Genomic DNA, 20,842 nt, shown 5'->3' with positions numbered 1-20,842 from the left:
CTTTACAGGCTGTTTCTCTATATCTCAGAGAAACGAGCAATTTGAAAAGTTAACAGATTAGGAAAAATATCATGTCCTCAAAAATATATGCTGGTGTCATTGCTAGCTTAAGCCTATTGTTTGCACCTTATAGTTTGGCTGCAATTAAAGAATATCACCTGAATATCAATCAAGGCACGGTGAATGTGACTGGTAAGCCCGTCAAACGCATCACTGTAAACGGTAAATTTATTGCACCGCTTTTGGAGTTTGAAGAAGGCGATGAAGCGGTCATTCATGTGCATAACCAATTGAAAGATCAAGACACTTCACTGCATTGGCACGGATTGTTGTTACCTGGTTTGATGGATGGTGTGCCCGGTTTTAACGGTTTCAAAGGCATTAAACCGAATGGTAGTTTTGAATATCGTTTCAAAGTTCGCCAAAACGGAACTTATTGGTATCACGCGCATAGTAAAGGACAAGAGCAGGATGGCTTGTATGGCGCTTTGGTCATTTATCCGAAAGGCAAGCAACCTGTTGCTGCACATGAAAAAGCACAGCGTGATTATGTGGTGATGTTGTCGGATTTCCATGAAACGGAAAGTGACAAGATCATGGCCAATCTGAAAAAGTCTGCTGAACATTATCAGGACCAACGTGAAACAGTTGGTGATGTGTGGAGGCAGGTGAAGCAGCAAGGCCTAAAAGCAACTTGGCAAGACCGCTCGATGTGGAATCAGATGCGAATGCTGAAAACAGACTTGTCTGATGTTACGGGCTATACCTACTTAGTCAATGGTCAGACACCACAGCAGAATTGGACGGGCGCTTTTAATGCAGGTGAAAAGGTTCGTTTGCGTTTTATCAATGCGTCAGCAATGTCTTTTTTTGATGTACGTATTCCTAACTTAAAAATGACCGTGGTCAGTGCCGATGGTCAGCCAGTAAAACCTGTTCCAGTGGATGAGTTTCGAATTGGCACAGCGGAAACCTATGATGTGTTGGTAGAACCTACACAGGCTCATTACCAAATTGAAGCTGAGTCAATTGACCGTTCTGGATTTGCAATTGCTTCATTGCACAATAGCATGATTCCGAATACGCAAAAGGTTCAGATCCCTAAAGCGCGTCCACGTGCACTATTGACGATGGAAGATATGGGCATGGATCATGGTTCGCATGGTCAGATGGATATGAGCAAAATGGATCATGGCTCAGATCAGAAAATGAAGATGACTAATATGGACCATAGTCAGCATCAGATGCCACAGGACAAAGCTCAGGTTACACCGATGCAACAAGCAGCGATGGAGCATAGTTCGCATGGAAAAATGGACATGTCGAAAATGGATCATAGCTCGCATGAGCAAATGAACATGGCAGATATGGATCACAGTGCACATGCTCAGATGGACATGTCTGCTCCAATAAGCTCAGATCATAGCCAACACCAGATGGCGGCTTCTCCTGAAAAAGGAAATTCAGATACAGTTCAAGGTTGGGCCAATGCTGCAACACCAGCAGGCCATAAAGCTTTAAGTTATGCAGATTTGAAATCATTACAACCCCAACCAGAAAGCTATAGCCGTCCTGCAGAGCGTGAGCTGGTGATTCGTCTGGGGGGAACGATGGAGCGTTATATCTGGACCATTGATGGCAAGAAGTTTAGTGATCCTGACTTTAAGCCGTTAACCGTGCGTTATGGTGAACGTATCCGCCTGAAATTTGTCAATGACAGCATGATGGCGCATCCGATGCATTTACATGGCATGTTTATGCAGTTGGAAAATGGTCAGGCTCCACAAGATATGCCAAATAAGCATACCGTCATTGTGCCGCCAGGCAAGACAGTTACAGCTCTATTGACTGCGGATGAACTAGGCGAATGGGCAATTCATTGCCATCTGCTGTATCACATGAGTGCAGGGATGATGAGTAAGTTGATTGTTGCCAATGTTGATGAAAGTAAAGCAGTACCAGCAGCACCTGTTCAATCTTCACAAGGAGTGAGCCATGCAAATCACTAAGCTATCTTCGAAAATGAAGCGTTATACGCAATTACTTGCGATGGGTGGTGTGGTTAGTTCTTTGAGTGCATTTGCGTATGCGCATGGACATGATCAGATGATGCAAATGGATATGCCAGTCCAATCTAGTATGCCAATGAATACTTCTATGGAACATTCGCAACATCAGAATTCAACTGTTTCTGTGCAGACACAAAATAAAGATGAACATGCTGACCATTACAAGGAGCATGGTGGGCAAATTTATCAGGCGACGCAGTTCGATACACAATGGTTGCTTGATGAAGACGGGCAGGGCACGCTCAAGTCCAAATTAAAAACTTGGGTGGGAACTGATGAAAATAAACTATTCATCACTGCGGATTATGCCAAGGCTGAATCAGAAAAATCTGAACAGAGTCTTGCTGCACTCTATAGTCGTAATATTGCTGATTTCTGGGATGTACAGGCAGGTGTGAATTACCGTTATAACGCTGAGCGAGAGTTAGATAAGGAACAATTCGAAGGTGTTGTCGGTTTACATGGTATGGCACCTTATTTCTTTGAAACAGATGCGCATGTTTATTTCGGACAGGATCAGCAATGGCGCTTTGTATTGGAAACTGAGCGTGATTTATTATTGACTCAAAAGTTGATTATGCAGCCTTATCTGGAAATGGAATGGGTCATTCGAGATGAGTCCAAGTATGCCGCCAAAACCGGTCTTGCTGATGCTGAAGTAGGGATTAAAACCCGTTATGAAATCGTCAAGAATCGAGTCATGCCTTTTATTGATGTTGGTTATGGCTATAGTAAAGGGCGTAAAGAGACCAATTGGCAAACCGCCAGTGACTCTAAAACGGGTTGGGTCTATGGTGCTGGCCTTTCGCTAAAGTTCTGATATTTTGTTTAAAAGGTCATTTTTTCGAGATACTGTTGGTTTATACTAACAGTATCTTTTTTGAGTCATTCATGGTGCATAAATGGCTTTAGAACAACAACACAATGCAATAACAGATAAAACAAACTCGCATGCCCATCTGAAAGAAAAAACGGAGAGATCGTCTCTATCTCAACTTGAGCTGATTCCTGCTGATGGCAGTATGAATGTGAGTTTTTATTATATTCCGCATATGAGCAGCCCTGTAGAAGCACAGCGGGTGAGGAAAGCATTAATCCCTTTTTCAGAGCTATTGATTGAGCACTGTATTGATTTAGAAGCACGACATTTAGCACTTTATCATCAAGACCCTGTTTCAGAGGTTACGGCAGCATTGCAGCGTTTGAATCTTGGTGCGGAACTACAACAAACCATGCCGCATTATGAACCTTTGGAACTGGCTACCTCAAAACAACATGTCGCTCAGAATAAATATCAGCAGCAAGATGAAAATGTCTTAAGCCTGATTCAGCAGTTCTTTTCAACTGCTTTAGCGCGATTTAAGCAATGGATAAGCGCCTTACAAAATAAACAGGATAAGTAACATGCCAAGATGGATGTATGGCTTGCTGGTGATTGCACTCGGTTGGATGCTGTGGACAAAATGGATTAAGCCGACACCTGATATCAGTCAGATTACGACTCAGCAAGATGTGCAAGTTGTGGCATTAGAAAATTATGAAGGTTCATTCCGTGTGCTTTCCAGAGAAGACTATAACTTGGGGCGTGAAGCTGAGTTTTCTCCTATGGATATTGCCGTAGGTTGGGGTGAAATGGCCAATCCTCAGGTCTACAAACAAATTGATATTTCCCAAAGTAACCGTTGGTATCGTTGGTCTATCGATCATGAGCCACCCATTCCACTGCGGCAGATTGCAACACACAGTGCCAATATGCATCTGGTGCCTGCCAATGCCACAATTGCAGCACAAATGAAAAAAATTAAACAAGATGATTTGGTGTATTTAAAAGGCTCATTGATTGAGATTCAGGCCAAAGATGGTTGGCGTTGGAAAAGCTCTTTATCTCGAGAAGATACGGGCAATGGCGCGTGTGAGTTGATGCGGGTCGATCAAATTGTCTGGCAGTAGTCGAATTAAATAAAGAACTTCATGTTTTCAAAAACTTAGTCAATATGGATACAGAACAAATCACATATTTTTAAAATTCCACAGTACACTACCGCACCTAGGAGGACGACCTCCCTCGAAAGAATTACGTTGGGACGACCCAACACTCGATAAAGTTGAGCGTAATAAAATGGCATGGGCAATTTTAATTTTGGCAGGTATTTTTGAAGTTATTTGGGCATATTCCATGAAAATGTCTGAAGGATTTACCAAGTTAACGCCAAGTATCGTGACCATTGTTTTCATGATTTTAAGTGTGGTATTACTTTCGATGTCGATGCGGGCACTTCCACTTGGAACGGCCTATACCATCTGGACGGGAATTGGTGCGATTGGGTCATTTGTTGTCGGCATTTTGATCTTGAATGAACCGATGACGGCTATGCGCATGATCGCAGCAGTCTTAATTGTTTCGGGTCTAGTATTGATGAAGTTATCATCAAATTAATGGTTGAGGAGAGCGTGATGCAACTGATGTATATGTACATGGATTCTCCTGTGGGTGCATTAAAACTGGTTGCTCACGATCAGGCACTTGTCGCCGTGATGTGGGACAATGAAGACCATAAACGGGTGCGGCTTTCTGAGCTGATTGAGGATCGTCAGCATCCAATGCTGCATCGTGTCAAACAACAATTAGAACAATATTTTGCAGGGCAACGTCAGCAGTTTGATTTACCACTTGATTTTCAAGGCACTGCATTTCAGCAACAAGTCTGGCAGGCTTTATTGAGCATACCTTATGGGGAAACACGTAGTTATAAAGACATTGCTATTCAGTTAGGGAATGAAAAAGCGGTACGTGCTGTTGGAGCCGCCAATGGTAAGAATCCGATTTCGATTATTGCGCCGTGTCATCGGGTAATTGGATCGAGTGGGGCTTTGGTGGGTTTTGCAGGTGGTCTAGATAAGAAGCAGATTCTACTCAGTTTAGAGCAAAGTAAATCTGCTTAGTTCATGGATAAAAACTCGATTTTTCTGATTATTTAGCATAAGCTTTTAAGGCAAGGTTTGGTATATAAACCTGAGTAGATTTTTGATACGCGGAAACGTCACCCGCAACCTGCGTGCTTTAGAGAAGATGTAAGATATTGTATTTATGATTGAAATTAGATAGATGCAAGAAATGAACAGGTTTTGCGGGTGACAAATGGTTTTGCCTACTTTTCCCGAAATGAGAAATAACGTTTCGTAAGGTAGGTCGAGCCGAAGGCTTACCCAGAAATGGGATGAAAGTTAAATAAGACTCCGATGAGATAAATCTCTTAATTAAATATCAAACTAATATCTTTAAAGCTTAATTAATGGAAGTTTAAAAATGGCTGTTGGTGACGTAACAATGCCACTTATGCATGTGGTGCAGGGTGTAAAAATTGGCTCAACTGAGGCGTATGTACGTTATCCAAATCGACGAGATCTAGTCATTTTTGAATTTGCTGAAGGCTCAAACGTTGCAGGGGTATTTACTCAAAGTGCCTTTGCTGCAGCTCCGGTTCAATTGAGTAAAAAGCATTTGGCAGAAAACACACCACGTTACTTGATCATCAACACGGGTAATGCCAATGCTGCAACAGGTGCGGTAGGCTATAAAAATGCAGAAGCGACTTGTGCCAAGTTAGCTGAATTAACAGGTGTGCAAGCCAATCAAATTTTACCTTTTTCAACTGGTGTGATTGGTGAGCAGCTCCCAATTGAACGTTTAGTACAAGGGATTCAACCTGCATTAAATGATTTAAATGCAGATCGTTGGGCAGATGCGGCATCTGGCATTATGACCACAGACACCACACCAAAAGGTGCATCTGAACAGTTCGAACTGGATGGTGTGACCTATACCATGACGGGAATCAGTAAAGGTGCAGGCATGATTCGTCCAAATATGGCGACCATGCTCAGTTTTGTTGCAACCGATGCTCCGATTAGTGCTGAACTGGTACAGCGTTTATTGCAAACCACGGTTGAGCACTCTTTTAACCGTATTACCATTGATGGCGATACTTCGACCAATGACTCGTGTATCTTTGTGGCGACAGGTTTGGCAGGTGGTACCGAAATCCAGAATCAAGAGGATGCACGTTATCAGCAAGTATTAGAAGTACTTGCTCGTATCATGGATCGCCTGGCGCAATTGATCGTACGTGATGGTGAGGGTGCAACCAAGTTCATCACAGTTCAGGTGGAAGGCGGAGCCAATACTCAAGAATGTTGTGATGTTGCCTATAGTGTTGCCGAGTCACCACTCATCAAAACGGCTTTATTTGCCTCAGATCCAAACTGGGGACGTATTGTGATGGCAATCGGTAAGGCAGGTGTGCCAAATCTAGACAGTAGCAAAGTTCAGGTCTGGATCGGTGATGTACAAATTTGCCTAGATGGTGGTGCAAACCCTGACTACACGGAAGAGGCAGGTGCAGCAGTGATGGCAGAGAAGGAAATTACTATTCGTATTGATCTAGGGCGTGGTACAGCAAAAGACACGGTTTATACCTGTGATTTTTCTTACGACTATGTCAAAATTAATGCCGATTATCGCTCATAAATTTGCGTTATAATAAAGCCTCCACAGTGGGGCTTTTTTTATAAGCTGGTTTGTGGACGAGGTGATTTATCCCAAATGATCGCCCATTACCCACGTTAAAAGTTTGCAGTGATGCAAGCACGCAGGATAGAGAAGACGTTTTATGAATAATGCGAATTTAATTGCGAACGAAGCCAAAAATATTGTGCAGACGCATTTAGATCGTTTGGGTGAGCCTAAGGACAACAGTCTTAGCCCAGAAGTGAAACAAGAAAAGTTTGCCCAAATTGCAGCAGAGCTTAAAAAACGCAATGCAGTACTTGTGGCACATTATTACTGTGATCCTGACGTGCAAGAGCTTGCAGAGCTGACAGGTGGTTGTGTTTCTGATTCATTAGAAATGGCACGTTTTGGTCGTGATCATCCTGCAACGACATTGGTGGTTGCAGGGGTTAAATTTATGGGGGAAACCTCAAAAATCTTATCACCTGAAAAAACAGTATTGATGCCAACATTGGAAGCCACTTGTTCACTGGATTTGGGCTGTCCTGTAGATGAATTCAGTGCATTCTGTGATCAACATCCAGATCATACCGTCGTGGTCTATGCCAATACTTCTGCAGCAGTCAAAGCACGCGCCGATTGGGTGGTGACTTCTAGCTGTGCGGTAGAGATCATTGAGCACTTAGATAGCTTGGGTGAAAAAATTATTTGGGCACCTGACCAGCATTTAGGTCGCTATATTCAAAAGAAAACAGGCGCGGAAATGTTGTTGTGGGATGGCGCATGTATCGTACATGAAGAGTTCCGCGCGCGTGGGATTGCGCAGATGAAAGCGTTATATCCAGATGCAGCTGTATTGGTCCATCCTGAGTCACCTGAATCGGTGGTGGATATTGCAGATGCTGTTGGTAGTACCTCGCAACTGATTAAAGCAGCGCAGACCTTACCGCATAAGCAAATGATCGTGGCAACGGATCGAGGCATTTTTTATAAAATGCAGCAAGCGGCACCAGATAAAGAATTATTTGAAGCACCAACCGCAGGTGAGGGGGCAACTTGTCGTTCATGCGCACATTGTCCGTGGATGGCGATGAATGAACTTGAAGGCATCTTGCATGTATTACAACATGCCGATCAAGAAATACACGTTGATCCAGCCTTGGCAGAACGTGCGAAACTACCTTTAGATCGAATGTTGAACTTTAGTGCTTCGCTAAAGCGTTAATATGCTTGTTAAATATACATTTGATAAGGAAAAATCACTTTTTTTAAAACTAGGTGTTGACGTGATGCAACGTCAAGCCTAGAATGCACACCGTACCGCACGATGTGCGATACAATAAAAGCTGAAAAGAAATCGGAGCATAGCACAGCCTGGTAGTGCACCTGGTTTGGGACCAGGGGGTCGTAGGTTCGAATCCTACTGCTCCGACCATTTAAAATATGTTGAAAAATATAGTTTTAAATATCGGCGAAGTATCGTGATAGTATTATCATCGTTATGCGCCTGTAGCTCAGTTGGATAGAGCATCCGCCTTCTAAGCGGATGGTCACAGGTTCGAATCCTGTCAGGCGCGCCATTTGGCAGCTTGGTATATAGAATCAAAGTTTTGATGGTGGATGTAGCTCAGTTGGTAGAGCCCCGGATTGTGATTCCGGTTGTCGCGGGTTCGAATCCCGTCATTCACCCCAATTTCGGAGCATAGCACAGCCTGGTAGTGCACCTGGTTTGGGACCAGGGGGTCGTAGGTTCGAATCCTACTGCTCCGACCATCATCTTAAAGATGAGATAAGAAGCCGCTTAGTTAGCGGTTTTTTTTACGTCTGGATTTTTTCATATTTAATAAACATGATATTTATAACGCATTAGATGTATTACTTAAAATTTAAAAAATTATAAATGATTTGAAAATGCTTCTTCCTAGGTCTATTTATCACGCTGATATTTATGGTTTTAATCTATTTGAAATTATTTTCTTGGTAAAAAAGCTGATGAATAACATATCAAATATCTAAAACTAAAAGTTAGAAGAAAAAGAAGGATGTTGAGTTTCAAAAAATTGATGATTTATCGCAATTGGCTTGCTTGATTTGGCTATTGCGCTTTGATGATGATCCAGTTAAGTTGCTTATATTAATATGAATTGGTTAGACAACTACAACAGTATTTAAATGCCGTGTTCGGCATAATGCTTCCACTTTTTAAAAAGAAAAAACAGAGTATAGCGATGACAGAAACAGCTTTTGATTTTGTAATTATAGGTGGTGGTTCAGCAGGTTCGGTACTGGCTGGGCGATTATCAGAAAATCCAAATATTTCGGTATGTTTATTAGAAGCTGGCGGTGATGGGAATAGTTGGCTGGTGAATACACCTTCGGCAGCAGTGATTAGTATTCCAACCAAGATTAATAACTGGGCTTTAGAAACAATTCCACAAAAAGGCTTAAATGGCCGAAAAGGCTATCAACCGCGAGGTAAGTGCTTAGGCGGTAGTTCTGCCATCAATGCGATGGTATACGTTCGTGGACATCACAGTGATTATGATCATTGGGCTGCATTGGGTAATACAGGCTGGTCGTATCAAGATGTATTGCCATATTTTATAAAATCAGAACATAACGAGCGCATTCGCAATGAATATCATGGACAGCATGGTCCCCTCAATGTTAGTGAATTACGTTCAGACAATCCTTATCAAAAGACCTTTATTGAAGCGGCGAAGCAGGTGGATTATCCACTGAATGATGACTTCAATGGCGCTGAACAAGAAGGGCTTGGCGTTTATCAAGTTACGCAAAAAAATGGCGAACGCTGGAGTGCTGCCCGAGGTTATTTGTTCCCATATTTGGGCACGCGTCCGAATCTACAGGTGATTACGCAAGCTAGTGTTTCTCGCATTGTGATTGAAAATGGTCGTGCTGTCGGGGTTGAATATAAACATAAAGGCCAAACCACGATTGTCCAAGCCAATAAAGAAGTGCTTTTATCAGCGGGTGCATTCCAATCGCCACAAGTGTTGATGCTGTCTGGTATTGGTCCCCGCCAAGAGCTTGAAAAGCACGGCATTCCCGTTGTTAAAGATTTAGCAGGTGTGGGTGAAAATCTGCATGACCATCCTGATTTTATTTTTGCTTATAAGACCAAGCAAATGGATGGAACCTTTGGGGTGTCAGTGGGTGGAAGCCTCGATCTAGTCAAGCAGATTGGACGTTATCGTAAAGAGCGTCGTGGTTTGATTACCACTAACTATGCGGAATGTGGCGGTTTCTTAAAAAGCCGTCCTGAGCTAGATAAACCTAACTTACAGCTGCATTTTGTCATTGCTGTAGTAGATAACCATGCTCGAACCATGCATATGGGGCATGGGATTTCATGCCATGTGTGTTTGTTGAATCCGCGTGCACGTGGTTCGGTCAAACTCAGTGGTAAAAATGTGGATGATCCATTGTTGATTGATTTTAAATTCCTTGAGGATGAACAAGATCTTCAGGATATGGTCGATGGCTACAAGGTCACACAAAAGTTGATGAACGCTCCTGCTTTAAGTGAAAAAATTAAAGAAGATATGTTTACTGCCAATGTGCAGTCTGATGATGAAATTCGTGAGATTTTACGTCAACGTGTCGATACGGTGTATCACCCAGTCGGTAGTTGTAAAATGGGTGTGGATGAGATGGCAGTGGTCGATCCTGAACTGAAAGTATATGGCATAGAGGGGCTGCGAGTTATTGATGCGTCGATTATGCCAACAGTGGTGAATGGCAATACCAATGCACCGACGATTATGATTGCTGAGAAAGCGGTGGATTTGATTCGTCAAACGTGGAAGTAAGCTATGCGTTATCAGAGCTAAGGTAGAAATATCTTAGCTCTTTTGATTTTCAGTGGAGTTGCGTGGCGTTTCCAGCATATGCGGAAAGGTAAAATTATAATTTTCCAGTGCATAGCGAAACAATTGAGCGGGGCATTTACGATTGTTATGTGATAATTAAAAAATCATTTGAGTCTAATTATTATAAATAAATGTGCAGTGCTGACTTTATTGCTTCGATATATTGATGTTTCGGTCATAGTTTTTGACAATTATCCTTGTCAGGATTGAGGCATGTATTGTTTGCTTGGCATTGCAGCAGGTCAAAGTGCTAAAAGTGAACAATGGGAATAAAACAAAAAAGGAAAGCATCCTATGAAATCTCTGATTTGTCATAACGCTGAGTTAAAACTAGAAGACAGTCTTCAATTGGTTCCTGCAAAAGGGCAAGTCTTACTTGAAGTCGTACGTTGCGGTATCTGTGGTTCAGATTTACACATGCAACATCACTGTGATCACATGCATGATTTGGCAGCACGAGTCGGGTTCAATGGAGTTGCAAAGTCCTCTGATAAATTGGTTTTCGGTCATGAGTTCTGCGGTAAAGTCTTGGATTATGGTCCAAAAACACGCCGTAAATTGAAAGCGGATACTTTGGTGTGTGCCATGCCATTGTTAAATGTTGATCCGCAAGGTTATGTGCCTACAGGGCTGTCGCCAAGTGCTTCTGGCGGTTATGCAGAACAGGTCTTGGTACAATCGAGTTTAATGTTTGAAGTGCCTAATGGCCTAGATGCGGATCGTGCTGCACTGACTGAGCCAATGGCAGTTGCCTTACATGCGGTACGTCGTAGTCGAATCAAGAAAAACGAGCCTGCGATTGTGATTGGCTGTGGCCCTGTCGGTTTGGGTGTAATTATTATGCTCAAAGCAGCAGGCGTTAAAACCGTGATTGCCAGTGATTTTTCACCGAACCGTCGTCGTCTGGCCGAGCAATGTGGTGCGGATGTCTTGATTGATCCTAAACAACAGTCTCCATTTGGTAGTTGGAAAGAGCTTGGCTTATTGGGCAATGTCTCTGAAGCAGTGAATATGGGCATGGGAATTTTTGACAAGGTTCAGACGTACTCATTACCGTGGGTCAATGCCATGCGCGTAGGGGATAAACTTGGGATATTACCAAAACGTCCTGTGATTTTTGAGTGTGTGGGTGTGGCTGGGATTATGCAGCAGATCTTAGAGGGCGCACCGCTATTCTCACGTATTGTCGGAGTGGGGGTTTGTATGCAAAGTGATAAGATCGAACCTGCGTTGGCGATCAATAAGGAATTAGAAATCCAGTATGTGCTAGGTTATACCCCACTTGAGTTCCGTGACACCTTGCATATGATTGCGGAAGGTAAAGTTGATTGTTCACCATTGATCACGGGTGTGGTCGGTTTGGAAGGCGTCGGCAATGCCTTTGAGGCGCTACGCGACCCAGAGCAACATGCCAAGATTTTGATTGATCCAAAACGTGCAGGTTCAACGATTGAACTGATCAAGCCTTAATATTCAAGATTCTAAAAAGCCGCTTTCAATGAAGCGGCTTTTTTATGTCAGAAGTCTTGATCCCACTTGGATTAGAAACTTTTGGTCAATGACAGGGTTACGGTTGAATCAATTGGATTAGAGACTTTGGCATTGGGATTACCATTGCTGTATTGCTGATAAAAACCGTCTTTATCCCATGCTTTGCTATAGGTCAAGCTGCTTGAAAGGTTATATGGCAGTTCTTTGTTGACGGCAAAACTGGCATCTTGAAAGCTTGCTGCAGAAAAGTTTTTAATGCGTTGGTTGCCATAATGGGCATCGACAGACCAACCTTGTGTAATCGGTTGATGCCAATTGACATCTAAATAGCCCGAACCACGTGAATGCTTATTGTTGCCGATGCCCAAAGTATCCGAGTTATTGCCGAAATAATCTTGGGTATAGGTAATCGCATATTTAACGCTAAGCGGCCCATAGCTGATCTCAGGGATAATTTCCCCATAATCAAAACGGGTATTGCCTGTATCAGCAGTGGTTTTTGCCCCTGGATAATAGTAATAGGCGACTTTGGTGCCAATAGTTAAATCGCCAAAACTGCGGCTATAGCCAGTATACACATCCCACTCGACCGAGGCATCACGAATAAAATGATCACTTACCGTCGATGCCCAAGTCCCTGCATAAAAACCGCTGGCATGGTTGTAATCCAGTCCACCTTGTAAGGCAGGTTTGCCCCAAGTTTGTTGAAAACCGCGAGAAACGTATTGGCTAGCCGCAGTGATATTGGCTGAGTAGGGTGAGGTGGTTTCAGTGGCGTGGGTGCTTTGAAAATAAAAAGCCAAAGGTACAATTAAAAATAAGGTTTTTTTCATCATTTCTCCCTGAATGAAGTAAAACCCGAAGCTTTGCTTCGGGTATCCCCTAAAGGAATTTCTTGCTTATTGTATTGGACGTAACGGTGCTTGACGTACAGGTGCTGTACCCGCTTTGTAATAAGCCGCTTCAGAACGAGGGAGTTTTTTGCCACGGATTTTGTCGGCAATTTTTTCTGCGATCATAATCGTGGTGGCATTCAAGTTACCTGTAATGATCAACGGCATAATTGAGGCATCGACTACACGTAAGCCTTGTACACCATGGACGCGACCTTGGCCATCGACTACAGCCATCTCATCTTCGCCCATCTTACAGCTGCATGATGGGTGAAATGCTGTTTCCGCATGCGTACGGACGAATTCATCTAGTTCTGCATCGGTCTGGATATGTTTACCCGGACTGATTTCCTCACCACGATACGGATCAAGCGCAGGCTGAGCCATGATTTCACGGGTAATACGGATCGCATCACGGAATTCACGCCAGTCTTGTTCAGTTGACATGTAGTTGAACAGAATACTTGGATGCTCAAACGGATCTTTGGATTTCAGCTTGATGCGACCACGTGATGGTGAGCGCATTGAACCGACATGCGCTTGGAAGCCATGCTCTTTTACTGCATTACTACCGTTGTAGTTAATCGCAACAGGTAAGAAGTGATATTGGATATTCGGCCAGTCAAACTCTTCCGAGCTACGGATAAAGCCACCCGCTTCGAACTGGTTGCTTGCACCCACACCTGTACCATTGAATAACCATTCAGCACCAATCGCAGGCTGGTTATACCATTGCAGTGCAGGGTAGAGTGATACTGGTTGCTTGCATTGATATTGCAAGTACATTTCCAAGTGATCTTGCAGGTTCTCACCCACACCCGGCAAATCATGCACGACATCAATATCCATCGATTTCAGGAAGTTGCTTTCACCCACACCTGAGCGTTGCAAGATTTGTGGCGATGCAATTGCACCTGCACAGAGCAAGACTTCACGTTTCGCTTGTGCCTGTTTCATATTGGCTTTGTCTGCACCAATAATATATTCCACACCCACCGCCTGTTTTTGATTAAACAAGATTTTATTGGTGGTGGCATGCGTGACGATGGTCAAATTCGGACGACCTTTGGCTAGATCCAGATAACCACGGGCAGTACTTGAGCGACGACCTTTTGGGGTCACAGTACGGTCCATTGGACCAAAGCCTTCTTGTTGATAACCATTTAAGTCATCGGTACGTGGATAACCCGCTTGTACGCCTGCTTCAACCATGGCATGGAACAAGACATTGTTGCCATTTTTAGGGGTTGCCACTGACACAGGGCCTTTGTCACCGTGGTAGTCATTACCACCGATATCACGAGTTTCGGCTTTTTTGTAATACGGCAAGCAGTCTGCATAGGTCCAGTCTTCCAGACCTTTCATTGTTGCCCACTGATCCAAGTCCATGGCATTACCACGTATATAGCACATGCCATTAATCAATGAAGAACCACCTAAGCCCTTACCACGACCACATTCCATACGGCGATTGTTCATGTGTGGTTCAGGATCGGTTTCATAGGCCCAGTTATAGCGACGACCTTGTAAAGGAAAAGCCAAAGCAGCTGGCATTTGAGTACGGAAATCTAAACGGTAGTCTGGACCACCTGCTTCCAATAATAAAACAGTCACGTCTTTGTCTTCAGTCAGACGTGTTGCGAGCACATTTCCGGCAGATCCTGCGCCAATGATAATGTAGTCATATGCTTGAGTATTCATCGTTATCCCTTTTTTCTATTCTTGAGGATGCCGATGCAATCATGGGATTGCTCGGCATTGAGGATTAATTTTGAGGGTGAAAGCTGAGGGCATTAGAAAATGCTGTGATACTCACCCAACTCAACTTGAACGGATTTGATACGGGTGTAATGACCCAAAGTGGTTAAGCCATTTTCACGACCAACACCAGATTGCTTGTAGCCACCGACTGGCATTTCCGCAGGCGATTCGCCCCAGGTATTGATCCAGCAGATACCTGCTTCAAGTTTATGAATCATACGATGTGCTTTGGTGATGTCTTGGGTCACCACACCTGCAGCTAAGCCAAAGGTGGTGTCATTGGCACGACGGATCACTTCTTCCTCAGTTTCATAGCTGAGAATGCTCATCACTGGGCCAAAGATTTCTTCTTGCACAATTGCCATATCATCTTGGCAGTTGCTGAATACAGTCGGTAGTACATAAGCACCTTTGGCTAAGTCACCTTCAGTGGCACGGCCACCACCGATCAAGAGTTTTGCACCTTGCTGTTTGCCTGACTCAATGAAAGACAACACTTTTTCCATATGTGGGAAACTGGTGAGAGGTCCGAAGTTGGTTTGCTCAGCCATCGGATCACCGATACGGATACGTTTTACACGTTCCACAACGGCTGCTTCAAAATCCGCAAGCAAGGCTTTTGGTACAAACACACGGGTACCATTGGTGCAGACTTGACCTGAGCTAAAGAAGTTCGCCATCACTGCAATATCTGCAGCACGGTCGAGGTTGGCATCATCACAAATAATCAGGGGTGATTTACCGCCAAGCTCCATGGTGACTTCTTTCAGGGTCGAACCCGCAGCACTGGCCATCACTTTCTTGCCAGTCTCAACACCACCAGTGAATGAAATTTTTTCAATCACAGGATGTTCGGTCAACCATTGACCGATCTCGCGACCCGCACCTTGGACCACGTTAAATACGCCGTCTGGTACGCCCGCTTCGGTATAGATTTCAGCAAGTTTAAATGCAGTCAGCGGCGTAGTTTCGCTTGGTTTGAAAATCATGGCATTACCCGCTGCTAGGGCAGGCGCAGATTTCCACATTGCGATTTGAATTGGATAGTTCCAAGCACCGATACCAGCCACTACACCGAGGGGTTCACGGCGGGTATAGAAGAAGCTTGATTCGCGCAGTGGCACTTGCTCGCCTTGAATCGCGGTTGCAAGACCTGCGTAGTATTCGAGTACATCCGCGCCTGTCACGATGTCCACGGTCGAGGTTTCGCTATAGGCTTTACCGGTATCGAGGGTTTCGAGTTGGGCAAGTTCATCATTACGTTCACGTAAGATATCAACTGCACGACGTAAGATGCGTGAACGCTCCATCGCCGTCATCGCTGCCCAGATTTTTTGGCCTTGTTGTGCGCTTTGAACAGCCGCTTCAATGTCTTGTTGTGAGGCTTGTTGAAGTGTTGCGATCACTTCACCGTTGGCAGGGTTAATGCTGTTAAATGTTTTGCCACTGGTCGCTGCGACATAACGTCCGTGGATATATAGCTGGTGAACTTGTGCATCACTCATTCTGTTTCTCCTGCAAAGGCTTGTTCGCAAATTGAATTTGCGTTTTTACATAATCGTAAGCAATGGAACGGGCCAGTTGGCTGTCAAACTCGTCGTGACTACTTAAACTGCCGCGTAACCATAATCCGTCAATCAAAGCTGCTAATCCGCGAGCAGCGATGCTTGCCTGTTGTTTATCATCGACCAACATAAGAAAATAATGTTTCAAGTTGGAATACAGGCGTTGATCATTAATTCGTTGTAAACGTCCAAGTTCGGGAAGGTGCATACTGGCAGACCAAAAGTCTAACCAGACCCGCATGGCTTGTTTGTTGACCTGACTGATATCGAAGTTGGAATCAATAATGGCCTTGATCTGGCTTTCTGGATGCGTATCTGCTTCGGCTTTGTATTGGTCAGTCTTTTGACGCAAAACGTTGAGCATTTCTTGCATACAGGTATTGATCAATCCTTGTTTATCACCGAAATAGTGACTCACAATACCAGTCGATAGTTCGGCCTTTTTTGCAATCTGTGCAATGGTGGTATTGGATAACCCCACTTCAGAAATTACATAAAATGCGGCGCTAATAATTTCTTCACGTCGCACATGCTCTGGTTTTACTCTACGCTTTGTCATGCTTATCCATTTAAAGCCCTGCCAAGGTGCTTTTTATTCAACATTTCTCGATGTAGAGCATCATAACATTTTTTTATCATACTTTTTATTGATTGAACGTTCAATCAATAAAAAGTATAATCTGTAAAAATCAATGAATTTTTGATTGGAAAGAATAGAAGTAGCGTAATAAATCAAAGATTCTTATGGATAAGGCGATAAGCAGAATTGAACACTTATCACATTATTTTTTAAGAAAAAACACCAATTGCAAGGAGCAAGAACATGGTGTCAGAAAGTAATGACGGGTCCCCATCTGAACCTATACGTTTAAATTTGTTTGTTTTTTGGAGCTCCGCAATCAGTATCGGCATTTTTGGCCTATTGTTTGTGTTGTTTCCACAGCGCAGTCAGTTCTGGTTAACCTATATACAAGGGCAGGCGAACCAATTATTTGGTTGGTACTACATGCTGGTGATTGTGGTTTGTTTGGGTTTTGTCGCATGGCTGGCCTTTTCTCGGGTTGGGCAGATTCCTTTAGGCAAAGATGACGATAAACCTGAGTTTGGCTATTTGGCTTGGGTGTCGATGCTGTTTTCCGCAGGAATCGGGATTGCCTTGCTCTATTACGGTGTAGCTGAACCTGTTGACCATTTTATTCGACCGCCAGAAGGTCAGGGTGGAACCATTCAAGCCGCACGTGATGCCATGATGTATAGCTTTTTACATTGGGGCATTCATGGTTGGGTATTGTATGCCTTATTGGGTGTGACACTCGGTTATTTTGCATTTCGTCAGAACTTGCCATTGGCGTTGCGCTCTGCGCTGTATCCAATCTTTGGTGAACGTATTCATGGTTTGATCGGTGATTTTGTCGATGGTTTTGGGATTTTAGCCACGGTCATTTCTTTGGTAACCAACCTCGGTATTGGTGCTTTGGTACTGGTTTCGGGTGTACATTATCTCTTGCCCGAGATTCCAAATAACCAAACCACTCTAATTACGGTGGTGTTGCTGATGATGTCAGTCGCGACCATGACCACCGTGGTTGGGATTGAAAAGGGCTTGGCTTGGTTATCTCGTATCAATTTGCGTTTGCTCTATGCGCTCTTGCTGTTTGTATTCCTCACAGGACCAACCAACCATTTGCTCAATGGTTTAGTACAGAACGTGGGTGATTATCTTGATCATTTTCTAGCGAAGAGCTTTGATATGTACCTCTACAATGCCAAAGCAGGTGAGTGGTTAGGTTCATGGACAGTGTTCTATTGGGCATGGTGGATTGCATGGGCACCATTCGTAGGCATGTTTATTGCGCGTATTTCCAAAGGTCGTACTATTCGTGAAGTTGTGCTCGGTGTCTGTCTGATTCCACTCGGTTTTACCTTGGCTTGGATCTCGATTTTTGGTAACACTGCAATCTATTTTATTTTGGAACAAAAGCAAAAAATCTTAGGTGATCTGGTGTTAACCGATCCTGCTTTGTCCTTATTTAAGCTTCTCGAATTTCTACCATTCAATCCTTATGTTGCTGGGATTGTTGTTGTGATTTGTTTCGTATTGTTTTTGACCCCTGTGGGTTCTGGTACACTCATGATCGCAAATCTGTCCTCGAAAGGGGGTAGCAATGAAAGTGACTCACCGATTTGGTTGCGAATTTTCTGGTCTGTGGTGATTACCATTGTCAGTATCGGGCTGCTGTTGGCAGGGAGTTTTCACTCTATGCAAAGCGCTGTGGTACTGTGTGGTTTGCCATTCTCCGTTATTATTTTGCTGTATATGTTTGGCTTGGCCAAAGCACTGAAACAGGATCAATTTAGTCCTACGCCACCGCAAGTGATAACGCAGGTAACTCAGTCATTACATCACACTACTGAAAAATCAGAAACATTGTAATTCGGGTAAATAACTTTTGTTTTTCATTTTCTATTCAGATATGTCTTTTCATTGATCGAGTGATGAAAAGACGTGGATGAATATTTTCTTTTTCTTCTCTAACTCCCTGAGGATTGTATGGCGACAGATAATCCAAGAGCGGTTGATGATGCTACATTAGCGAATAAAGACCATTTAAATCGTGTGGTCTTCTATGTTTCAGCTCTACTTATTTTAACATTTGCACTTGTTACGATTTTATTTAACGATTTTGCCAACCATTTGCTCAACGTGGTGCTGGCTTGGGTCAGTGATAAATTCAGCTGGTATTACCTATTAGCTGCAACATTGTATTTAATCTTTGTGGTTTTTATTGCTTGCTCACGTTATGGCGATATCAAACTTGGTCCTAAGCATTCCAAACCTGAGTTTAGCTTACTCAGTTGGTCAGCGATGTTGTTTGCGGCGGGGATCGGAACAGATTTAATGTTCTTCTCTGTTGCAGAACCTTTATCTCATTATATGAATCCGCCTGTGGGTGAAGGTCAAACCTATGAAGCTGCGCGTCAGGGCATGGTTTGGACGCTATTCCACTATGGTTTAACCGGTTGGGGCATGTATGCCTTGGTTGGGATGGCCTTGGGCTACTTTAGTTATCGTTATAACTTGCCACTGACCATTCGTTCCGCGCTCTACCCAATTTTTGGTAAAAAAATTGATGGTCCAATTGGGCATAGTGTAGATATTGCAGCGGTTATCGGGACGATCTTTGGTATTGCCACCACCTGTGGTATTGCCGTCGTTCAGATCAATTATGGTTTGCATGTGTTATTTGGCTGGCCTGAAAACCTGTTGATTCAGTCGGCACTGATTTTGGTTGCTGTGATTGTTACCATTATTTCGGTGACAGCTGGGGTCAATAAAGGCATTAAGGTTTTATCTGAAATCAATATTTTTGCCGCAATTGGCTTAATGTTGTTTGTATTGTTCTTGGGCAATACCGGATTCTTACTCAATGCATTGGTACAAAACTTTGGTGATTACATCAGTCGATTCCCAAGTTTGGCCTTGGAAAGTTTTGCCTTTGATCAGCCTAAAGACTGGATGAACAGCTGGACTTTGTTCTTCTGGGCATGGTGGGTGGCTTGGTCACCTTTTGTTGGTCTGTTCTTGGCGCGCATTTCCCGTGGCCGTACCATTCGTGAATTTGTTTGCGGTACCTTAATTATTCCATTGTTGTTTACCATCACGTGGTTATCTATTTTTGGAAACAGTGCCTTATATAACGTCATTTTTGAAGGCAATACGGCACTGGCTCAAACGGTTCTAACTGATCCTGCACATGGTTTTTATGACCTATTGGCGCAATATCCGTGGTTTGCATTTATTGCAGGTGTGGCGACGATTACAGGTCTATTGTTCTATGTAACCTCTGCCGATTCTGGTGCGTTGGTTTTAGGGAACTTCACCACTAAATTTTCCAATGTTGATAATGATGCGCCACGCTGGTTAAGAGTGTTTTGGGCAACGGCAATTGGTTTGCTCACCTTGGCAATGCTGATGGCAAACGGGATTACCGCGCTGCAAAGTGCTACGGTAATTATGGGCTTACCCTTTAGTTTTGTCATGTTGTTGGTCATGGCGGGTCTGTACAAGTCTTTGCGTCTGGAAGATTATCGGAAGGCAAGTCGTAGTATGAATGCTGCACCTGTGGTCGGAAACGTGGATATCCTGAACTGGAAAAAGCGTTTAGCCCGTGTGATGCATCATCCAGGTACCAGTGAAACCCAGCGGATGCTTGATAGTGTCTGTGAGCCAGCAGTATGCACAGTTGCCGATGAACTGGTTAAACGTGGCATGCATGTCGATGTCACCCAAACAGCATTGGAAGACAATGATGCACTCTATCATTTAGATTTAACCATCTACTTGGAAGAAGAGCATAACTTCGTTTATCAAATCTGGCCTGTACGTTATATCGCGCCTAACTTCAGTGAACGTGGTAAACGTGGTAAGCAGTTCTACTACCGTCTGGAAACTTTCTTGTATGAGGGTTCACAGGACAATGATCTGGTTGGATACACCAAAGAACAGGTGATTAACGACATTCTTGATAAGTACGAGCGTCATATGACCTTCTTGCATATCAATCGTATTAGTCCCGGGAATCGTCCTTTGTATCCTGATTCGCAAGATTAATAGTTCAAATAAAAAAACCTCACGGCATGTGAGGTTTTTTTTATGGCC

General features: G+C 43.6%; 16 protein-coding genes, 4 tRNA genes and 1 pseudogene. 16 read left to right on the top strand and 5 right to left on the bottom strand.

The window, feature by feature from the left end:
* Positions 1 to 71: 71 nt before the first annotated feature.
* The 13 genes from FPL17_RS10715 (at position 72) to FPL17_RS10655 (ending at position 10,412) form a co-directional block, all read left to right on the top strand.
* Positions 72 to 2,009: a multicopper oxidase domain-containing protein gene (locus FPL17_RS10715; RefSeq protein WP_159884985.1), complete on the top strand. Its 1,938-nt coding sequence runs from the start codon at positions 72 to 74 to the stop codon at positions 2,007 to 2,009.
* Positions 1,996 to 2,889, top strand: coding sequence for a copper resistance protein B (locus FPL17_RS10710; RefSeq protein WP_159884983.1), 894 nt, complete (start codon positions 1,996 to 1,998; stop codon positions 2,887 to 2,889). Before FPL17_RS10715 ends, FPL17_RS10710 begins: the two co-directional genes overlap by 14 nt.
* Positions 2,890 to 2,971: 82 nt before the next feature.
* Positions 2,972 to 3,472, top strand: a complete 501-nt coding sequence (locus FPL17_RS10705) for a cobalt transporter (RefSeq protein ID WP_159884981.1) — start codon at positions 2,972 to 2,974, stop codon at positions 3,470 to 3,472.
* Between the two features lies 1 nt (position 3,473).
* Positions 3,474 to 4,019, top strand: coding sequence for a hypothetical protein (locus FPL17_RS10700; protein ID WP_159884979.1), 546 nt, complete (start codon positions 3,474 to 3,476; stop codon positions 4,017 to 4,019).
* 169 nt (positions 4,020 to 4,188) lie between these two features.
* Positions 4,189 to 4,506 carry a DMT family transporter gene (locus FPL17_RS10695; RefSeq protein ID WP_159884977.1) on the top strand — a complete coding sequence of 106 codons (318 nt, stop codon included), beginning with the start codon at positions 4,189 to 4,191 and terminating at the stop codon, positions 4,504 to 4,506.
* 17 nt (positions 4,507 to 4,523) lie between these two features.
* Complete coding sequence (locus FPL17_RS10690) at positions 4,524 to 5,012, top strand: methylated-DNA--[protein]-cysteine S-methyltransferase (protein WP_159884975.1); 489 nt, start codon at positions 4,524 to 4,526, stop codon at positions 5,010 to 5,012.
* A gap of 364 nt (positions 5,013 to 5,376) precedes the next feature.
* Entirely contained in the window at positions 5,377 to 6,597 is a 1,221-nt protein-coding gene (gene argJ, locus FPL17_RS10685; RefSeq protein ID WP_159884973.1) for a bifunctional glutamate N-acetyltransferase/amino-acid acetyltransferase ArgJ, read from the top strand.
* A gap of 142 nt (positions 6,598 to 6,739) precedes the next feature.
* Entirely contained in the window at positions 6,740 to 7,804 is a 1,065-nt protein-coding gene (gene nadA, locus FPL17_RS10680) for a quinolinate synthase NadA (protein WP_159884971.1), read from the top strand.
* A 133-nt stretch (positions 7,805 to 7,937) separates the two neighbouring features.
* Positions 7,938 to 8,014: transfer RNA gene (locus FPL17_RS10675), tRNA-Pro, on the top strand.
* 68 nt (positions 8,015 to 8,082) lie between these two features.
* A tRNA-Arg gene (locus FPL17_RS10670) sits at positions 8,083 to 8,159 on the top strand.
* Between the two features lie 36 nt (positions 8,160 to 8,195).
* Positions 8,196 to 8,271: transfer RNA gene (locus FPL17_RS10665), tRNA-His, on the top strand.
* A 4-nt stretch (positions 8,272 to 8,275) separates the two neighbouring features.
* A tRNA-Pro gene (locus tag FPL17_RS10660) sits at positions 8,276 to 8,352 on the top strand.
* 455 nt (positions 8,353 to 8,807) lie between these two features.
* Positions 8,808 to 10,412 (top strand): GMC family oxidoreductase, encoded by a 1,605-nt coding sequence (locus FPL17_RS10655; RefSeq protein ID WP_159884969.1) that lies wholly within the window; start codon positions 8,808 to 8,810, stop codon positions 10,410 to 10,412.
* 33 nt (positions 10,413 to 10,445) lie between these two features.
* On the opposite strand, the pseudogene FPL17_RS10650 reads toward FPL17_RS10655, so the two are convergent.
* Positions 10,446 to 10,550: pseudogene (locus FPL17_RS10650) on the bottom strand (NUDIX hydrolase); the annotation flags it as partial.
* Between the two features lie 216 nt (positions 10,551 to 10,766).
* Between FPL17_RS10650 and FPL17_RS10645 the strand changes: the two are divergent.
* Positions 10,767 to 11,942 (top strand): zinc-binding dehydrogenase, encoded by a 1,176-nt coding sequence (locus tag FPL17_RS10645; RefSeq protein ID WP_016164624.1) that lies wholly within the window; start codon positions 10,767 to 10,769, stop codon positions 11,940 to 11,942.
* A 71-nt stretch (positions 11,943 to 12,013) separates the two neighbouring features.
* Here the strand turns inward: FPL17_RS10645 and FPL17_RS10640 are convergent, their stop codons facing one another.
* The 4 genes from FPL17_RS10640 to betI form a co-directional block, all read right to left on the bottom strand.
* A complete protein-coding gene (locus tag FPL17_RS10640; protein WP_159884967.1) occupies positions 12,014 to 12,796 on the bottom strand; it encodes a TorF family putative porin in 783 nt (260 codons plus the stop codon).
* Between the two features lie 66 nt (positions 12,797 to 12,862).
* On the bottom strand, positions 12,863 to 14,557 hold the full coding sequence (betA, locus tag FPL17_RS10635; protein ID WP_005312413.1) for a choline dehydrogenase: 1,695 nt from the start codon (positions 14,555 to 14,557) through the stop codon (positions 12,863 to 12,865).
* Positions 14,558 to 14,649: 92 nt separating this feature from the next.
* A complete protein-coding gene (gene betB / locus FPL17_RS10630) occupies positions 14,650 to 16,122 on the bottom strand; it encodes a betaine-aldehyde dehydrogenase (protein WP_159884965.1) in 1,473 nt (490 codons plus the stop codon).
* Positions 16,115 to 16,741, bottom strand: coding sequence for a transcriptional regulator BetI (betI, locus tag FPL17_RS10625; protein ID WP_004804724.1), 627 nt, complete (start codon positions 16,739 to 16,741; stop codon positions 16,115 to 16,117). The genes betB and betI overlap by 8 nt, the downstream gene beginning before the upstream one ends.
* Before the next feature lie 264 nt (positions 16,742 to 17,005).
* On the opposite strand from betI, the gene FPL17_RS10620 reads away from it, so the two are divergent.
* Positions 17,006 to 18,616 carry a BCCT family transporter gene (locus FPL17_RS10620; RefSeq protein WP_159884963.1) on the top strand — a complete coding sequence of 537 codons (1,611 nt, stop codon included), beginning with the start codon at positions 17,006 to 17,008 and terminating at the stop codon, positions 18,614 to 18,616.
* Between the two features lie 117 nt (positions 18,617 to 18,733).
* Positions 18,734 to 20,794, top strand: a complete 2,061-nt coding sequence (locus FPL17_RS10615) for a choline transporter (RefSeq protein WP_159884961.1) — start codon at positions 18,734 to 18,736, stop codon at positions 20,792 to 20,794.
* Positions 20,795 to 20,842: the final 48 nt, after the last annotated feature.

The organism is Acinetobacter dispersus (assembly GCF_009884975.1).
GTDB classification, from domain to species: Bacteria; Pseudomonadota; Gammaproteobacteria; order Pseudomonadales; family Moraxellaceae; genus Acinetobacter; species Acinetobacter dispersus.
This window is presented reverse-complemented; position numbering and strand designations above follow the sequence as displayed.

What these genes read in the sequence shown, in the direction of transcription:
- FPL17_RS10700 (WP_159884979.1), top strand. Translation starts at nt 3,474, where the DNA reads ATGCCAAGATGGATGTATGGCTTGCTGGTGATTGCACTCGGTTGGATG.
- FPL17_RS10645 (WP_016164624.1), top strand. Translation starts at nt 10,767, where the DNA reads ATGAAATCTCTGATTTGTCATAACGCTGAGTTAAAACTAGAAGACAGT.
- argJ (WP_159884973.1), top strand. Translation starts at nt 5,377, where the DNA reads ATGGCTGTTGGTGACGTAACAATGCCACTTATGCATGTGGTGCAGGGT.
- FPL17_RS10620 (WP_159884963.1), top strand. Translation starts at nt 17,006, where the DNA reads ATGGTGTCAGAAAGTAATGACGGGTCCCCATCTGAACCTATACGTTTA.
- betA (WP_005312413.1), bottom strand. Translation starts at nt 14,557, where the DNA reads ATGAATACTCAAGCATATGACTACATTATCATTGGCGCAGGATCTGCC.
- FPL17_RS10715 (WP_159884985.1), top strand. Translation starts at nt 72, where the DNA reads ATGTCCTCAAAAATATATGCTGGTGTCATTGCTAGCTTAAGCCTATTG.
- FPL17_RS10655 (WP_159884969.1), top strand. Translation starts at nt 8,808, where the DNA reads ATGACAGAAACAGCTTTTGATTTTGTAATTATAGGTGGTGGTTCAGCA.
- FPL17_RS10640 (WP_159884967.1), bottom strand. Translation starts at nt 12,796, where the DNA reads ATGAAAAAAACCTTATTTTTAATTGTACCTTTGGCTTTTTATTTTCAA.
- betI (WP_004804724.1), bottom strand. Translation starts at nt 16,741, where the DNA reads ATGACAAAGCGTAGAGTAAAACCAGAGCATGTGCGACGTGAAGAAATT.
- FPL17_RS10695 (WP_159884977.1), top strand. Translation starts at nt 4,189, where the DNA reads ATGGCATGGGCAATTTTAATTTTGGCAGGTATTTTTGAAGTTATTTGG.
- FPL17_RS10690 (WP_159884975.1), top strand. Translation starts at nt 4,524, where the DNA reads ATGCAACTGATGTATATGTACATGGATTCTCCTGTGGGTGCATTAAAA.
- FPL17_RS10705 (WP_159884981.1), top strand. Translation starts at nt 2,972, where the DNA reads ATGGCTTTAGAACAACAACACAATGCAATAACAGATAAAACAAACTCG.
- nadA (WP_159884971.1), top strand. Translation starts at nt 6,740, where the DNA reads ATGAATAATGCGAATTTAATTGCGAACGAAGCCAAAAATATTGTGCAG.
- FPL17_RS10615 (WP_159884961.1), top strand. Translation starts at nt 18,734, where the DNA reads ATGGCGACAGATAATCCAAGAGCGGTTGATGATGCTACATTAGCGAAT.
- betB (WP_159884965.1), bottom strand. Translation starts at nt 16,122, where the DNA reads ATGAGTGATGCACAAGTTCACCAGCTATATATCCACGGACGTTATGTC.
- FPL17_RS10710 (WP_159884983.1), top strand. Translation starts at nt 1,996, where the DNA reads ATGCAAATCACTAAGCTATCTTCGAAAATGAAGCGTTATACGCAATTA.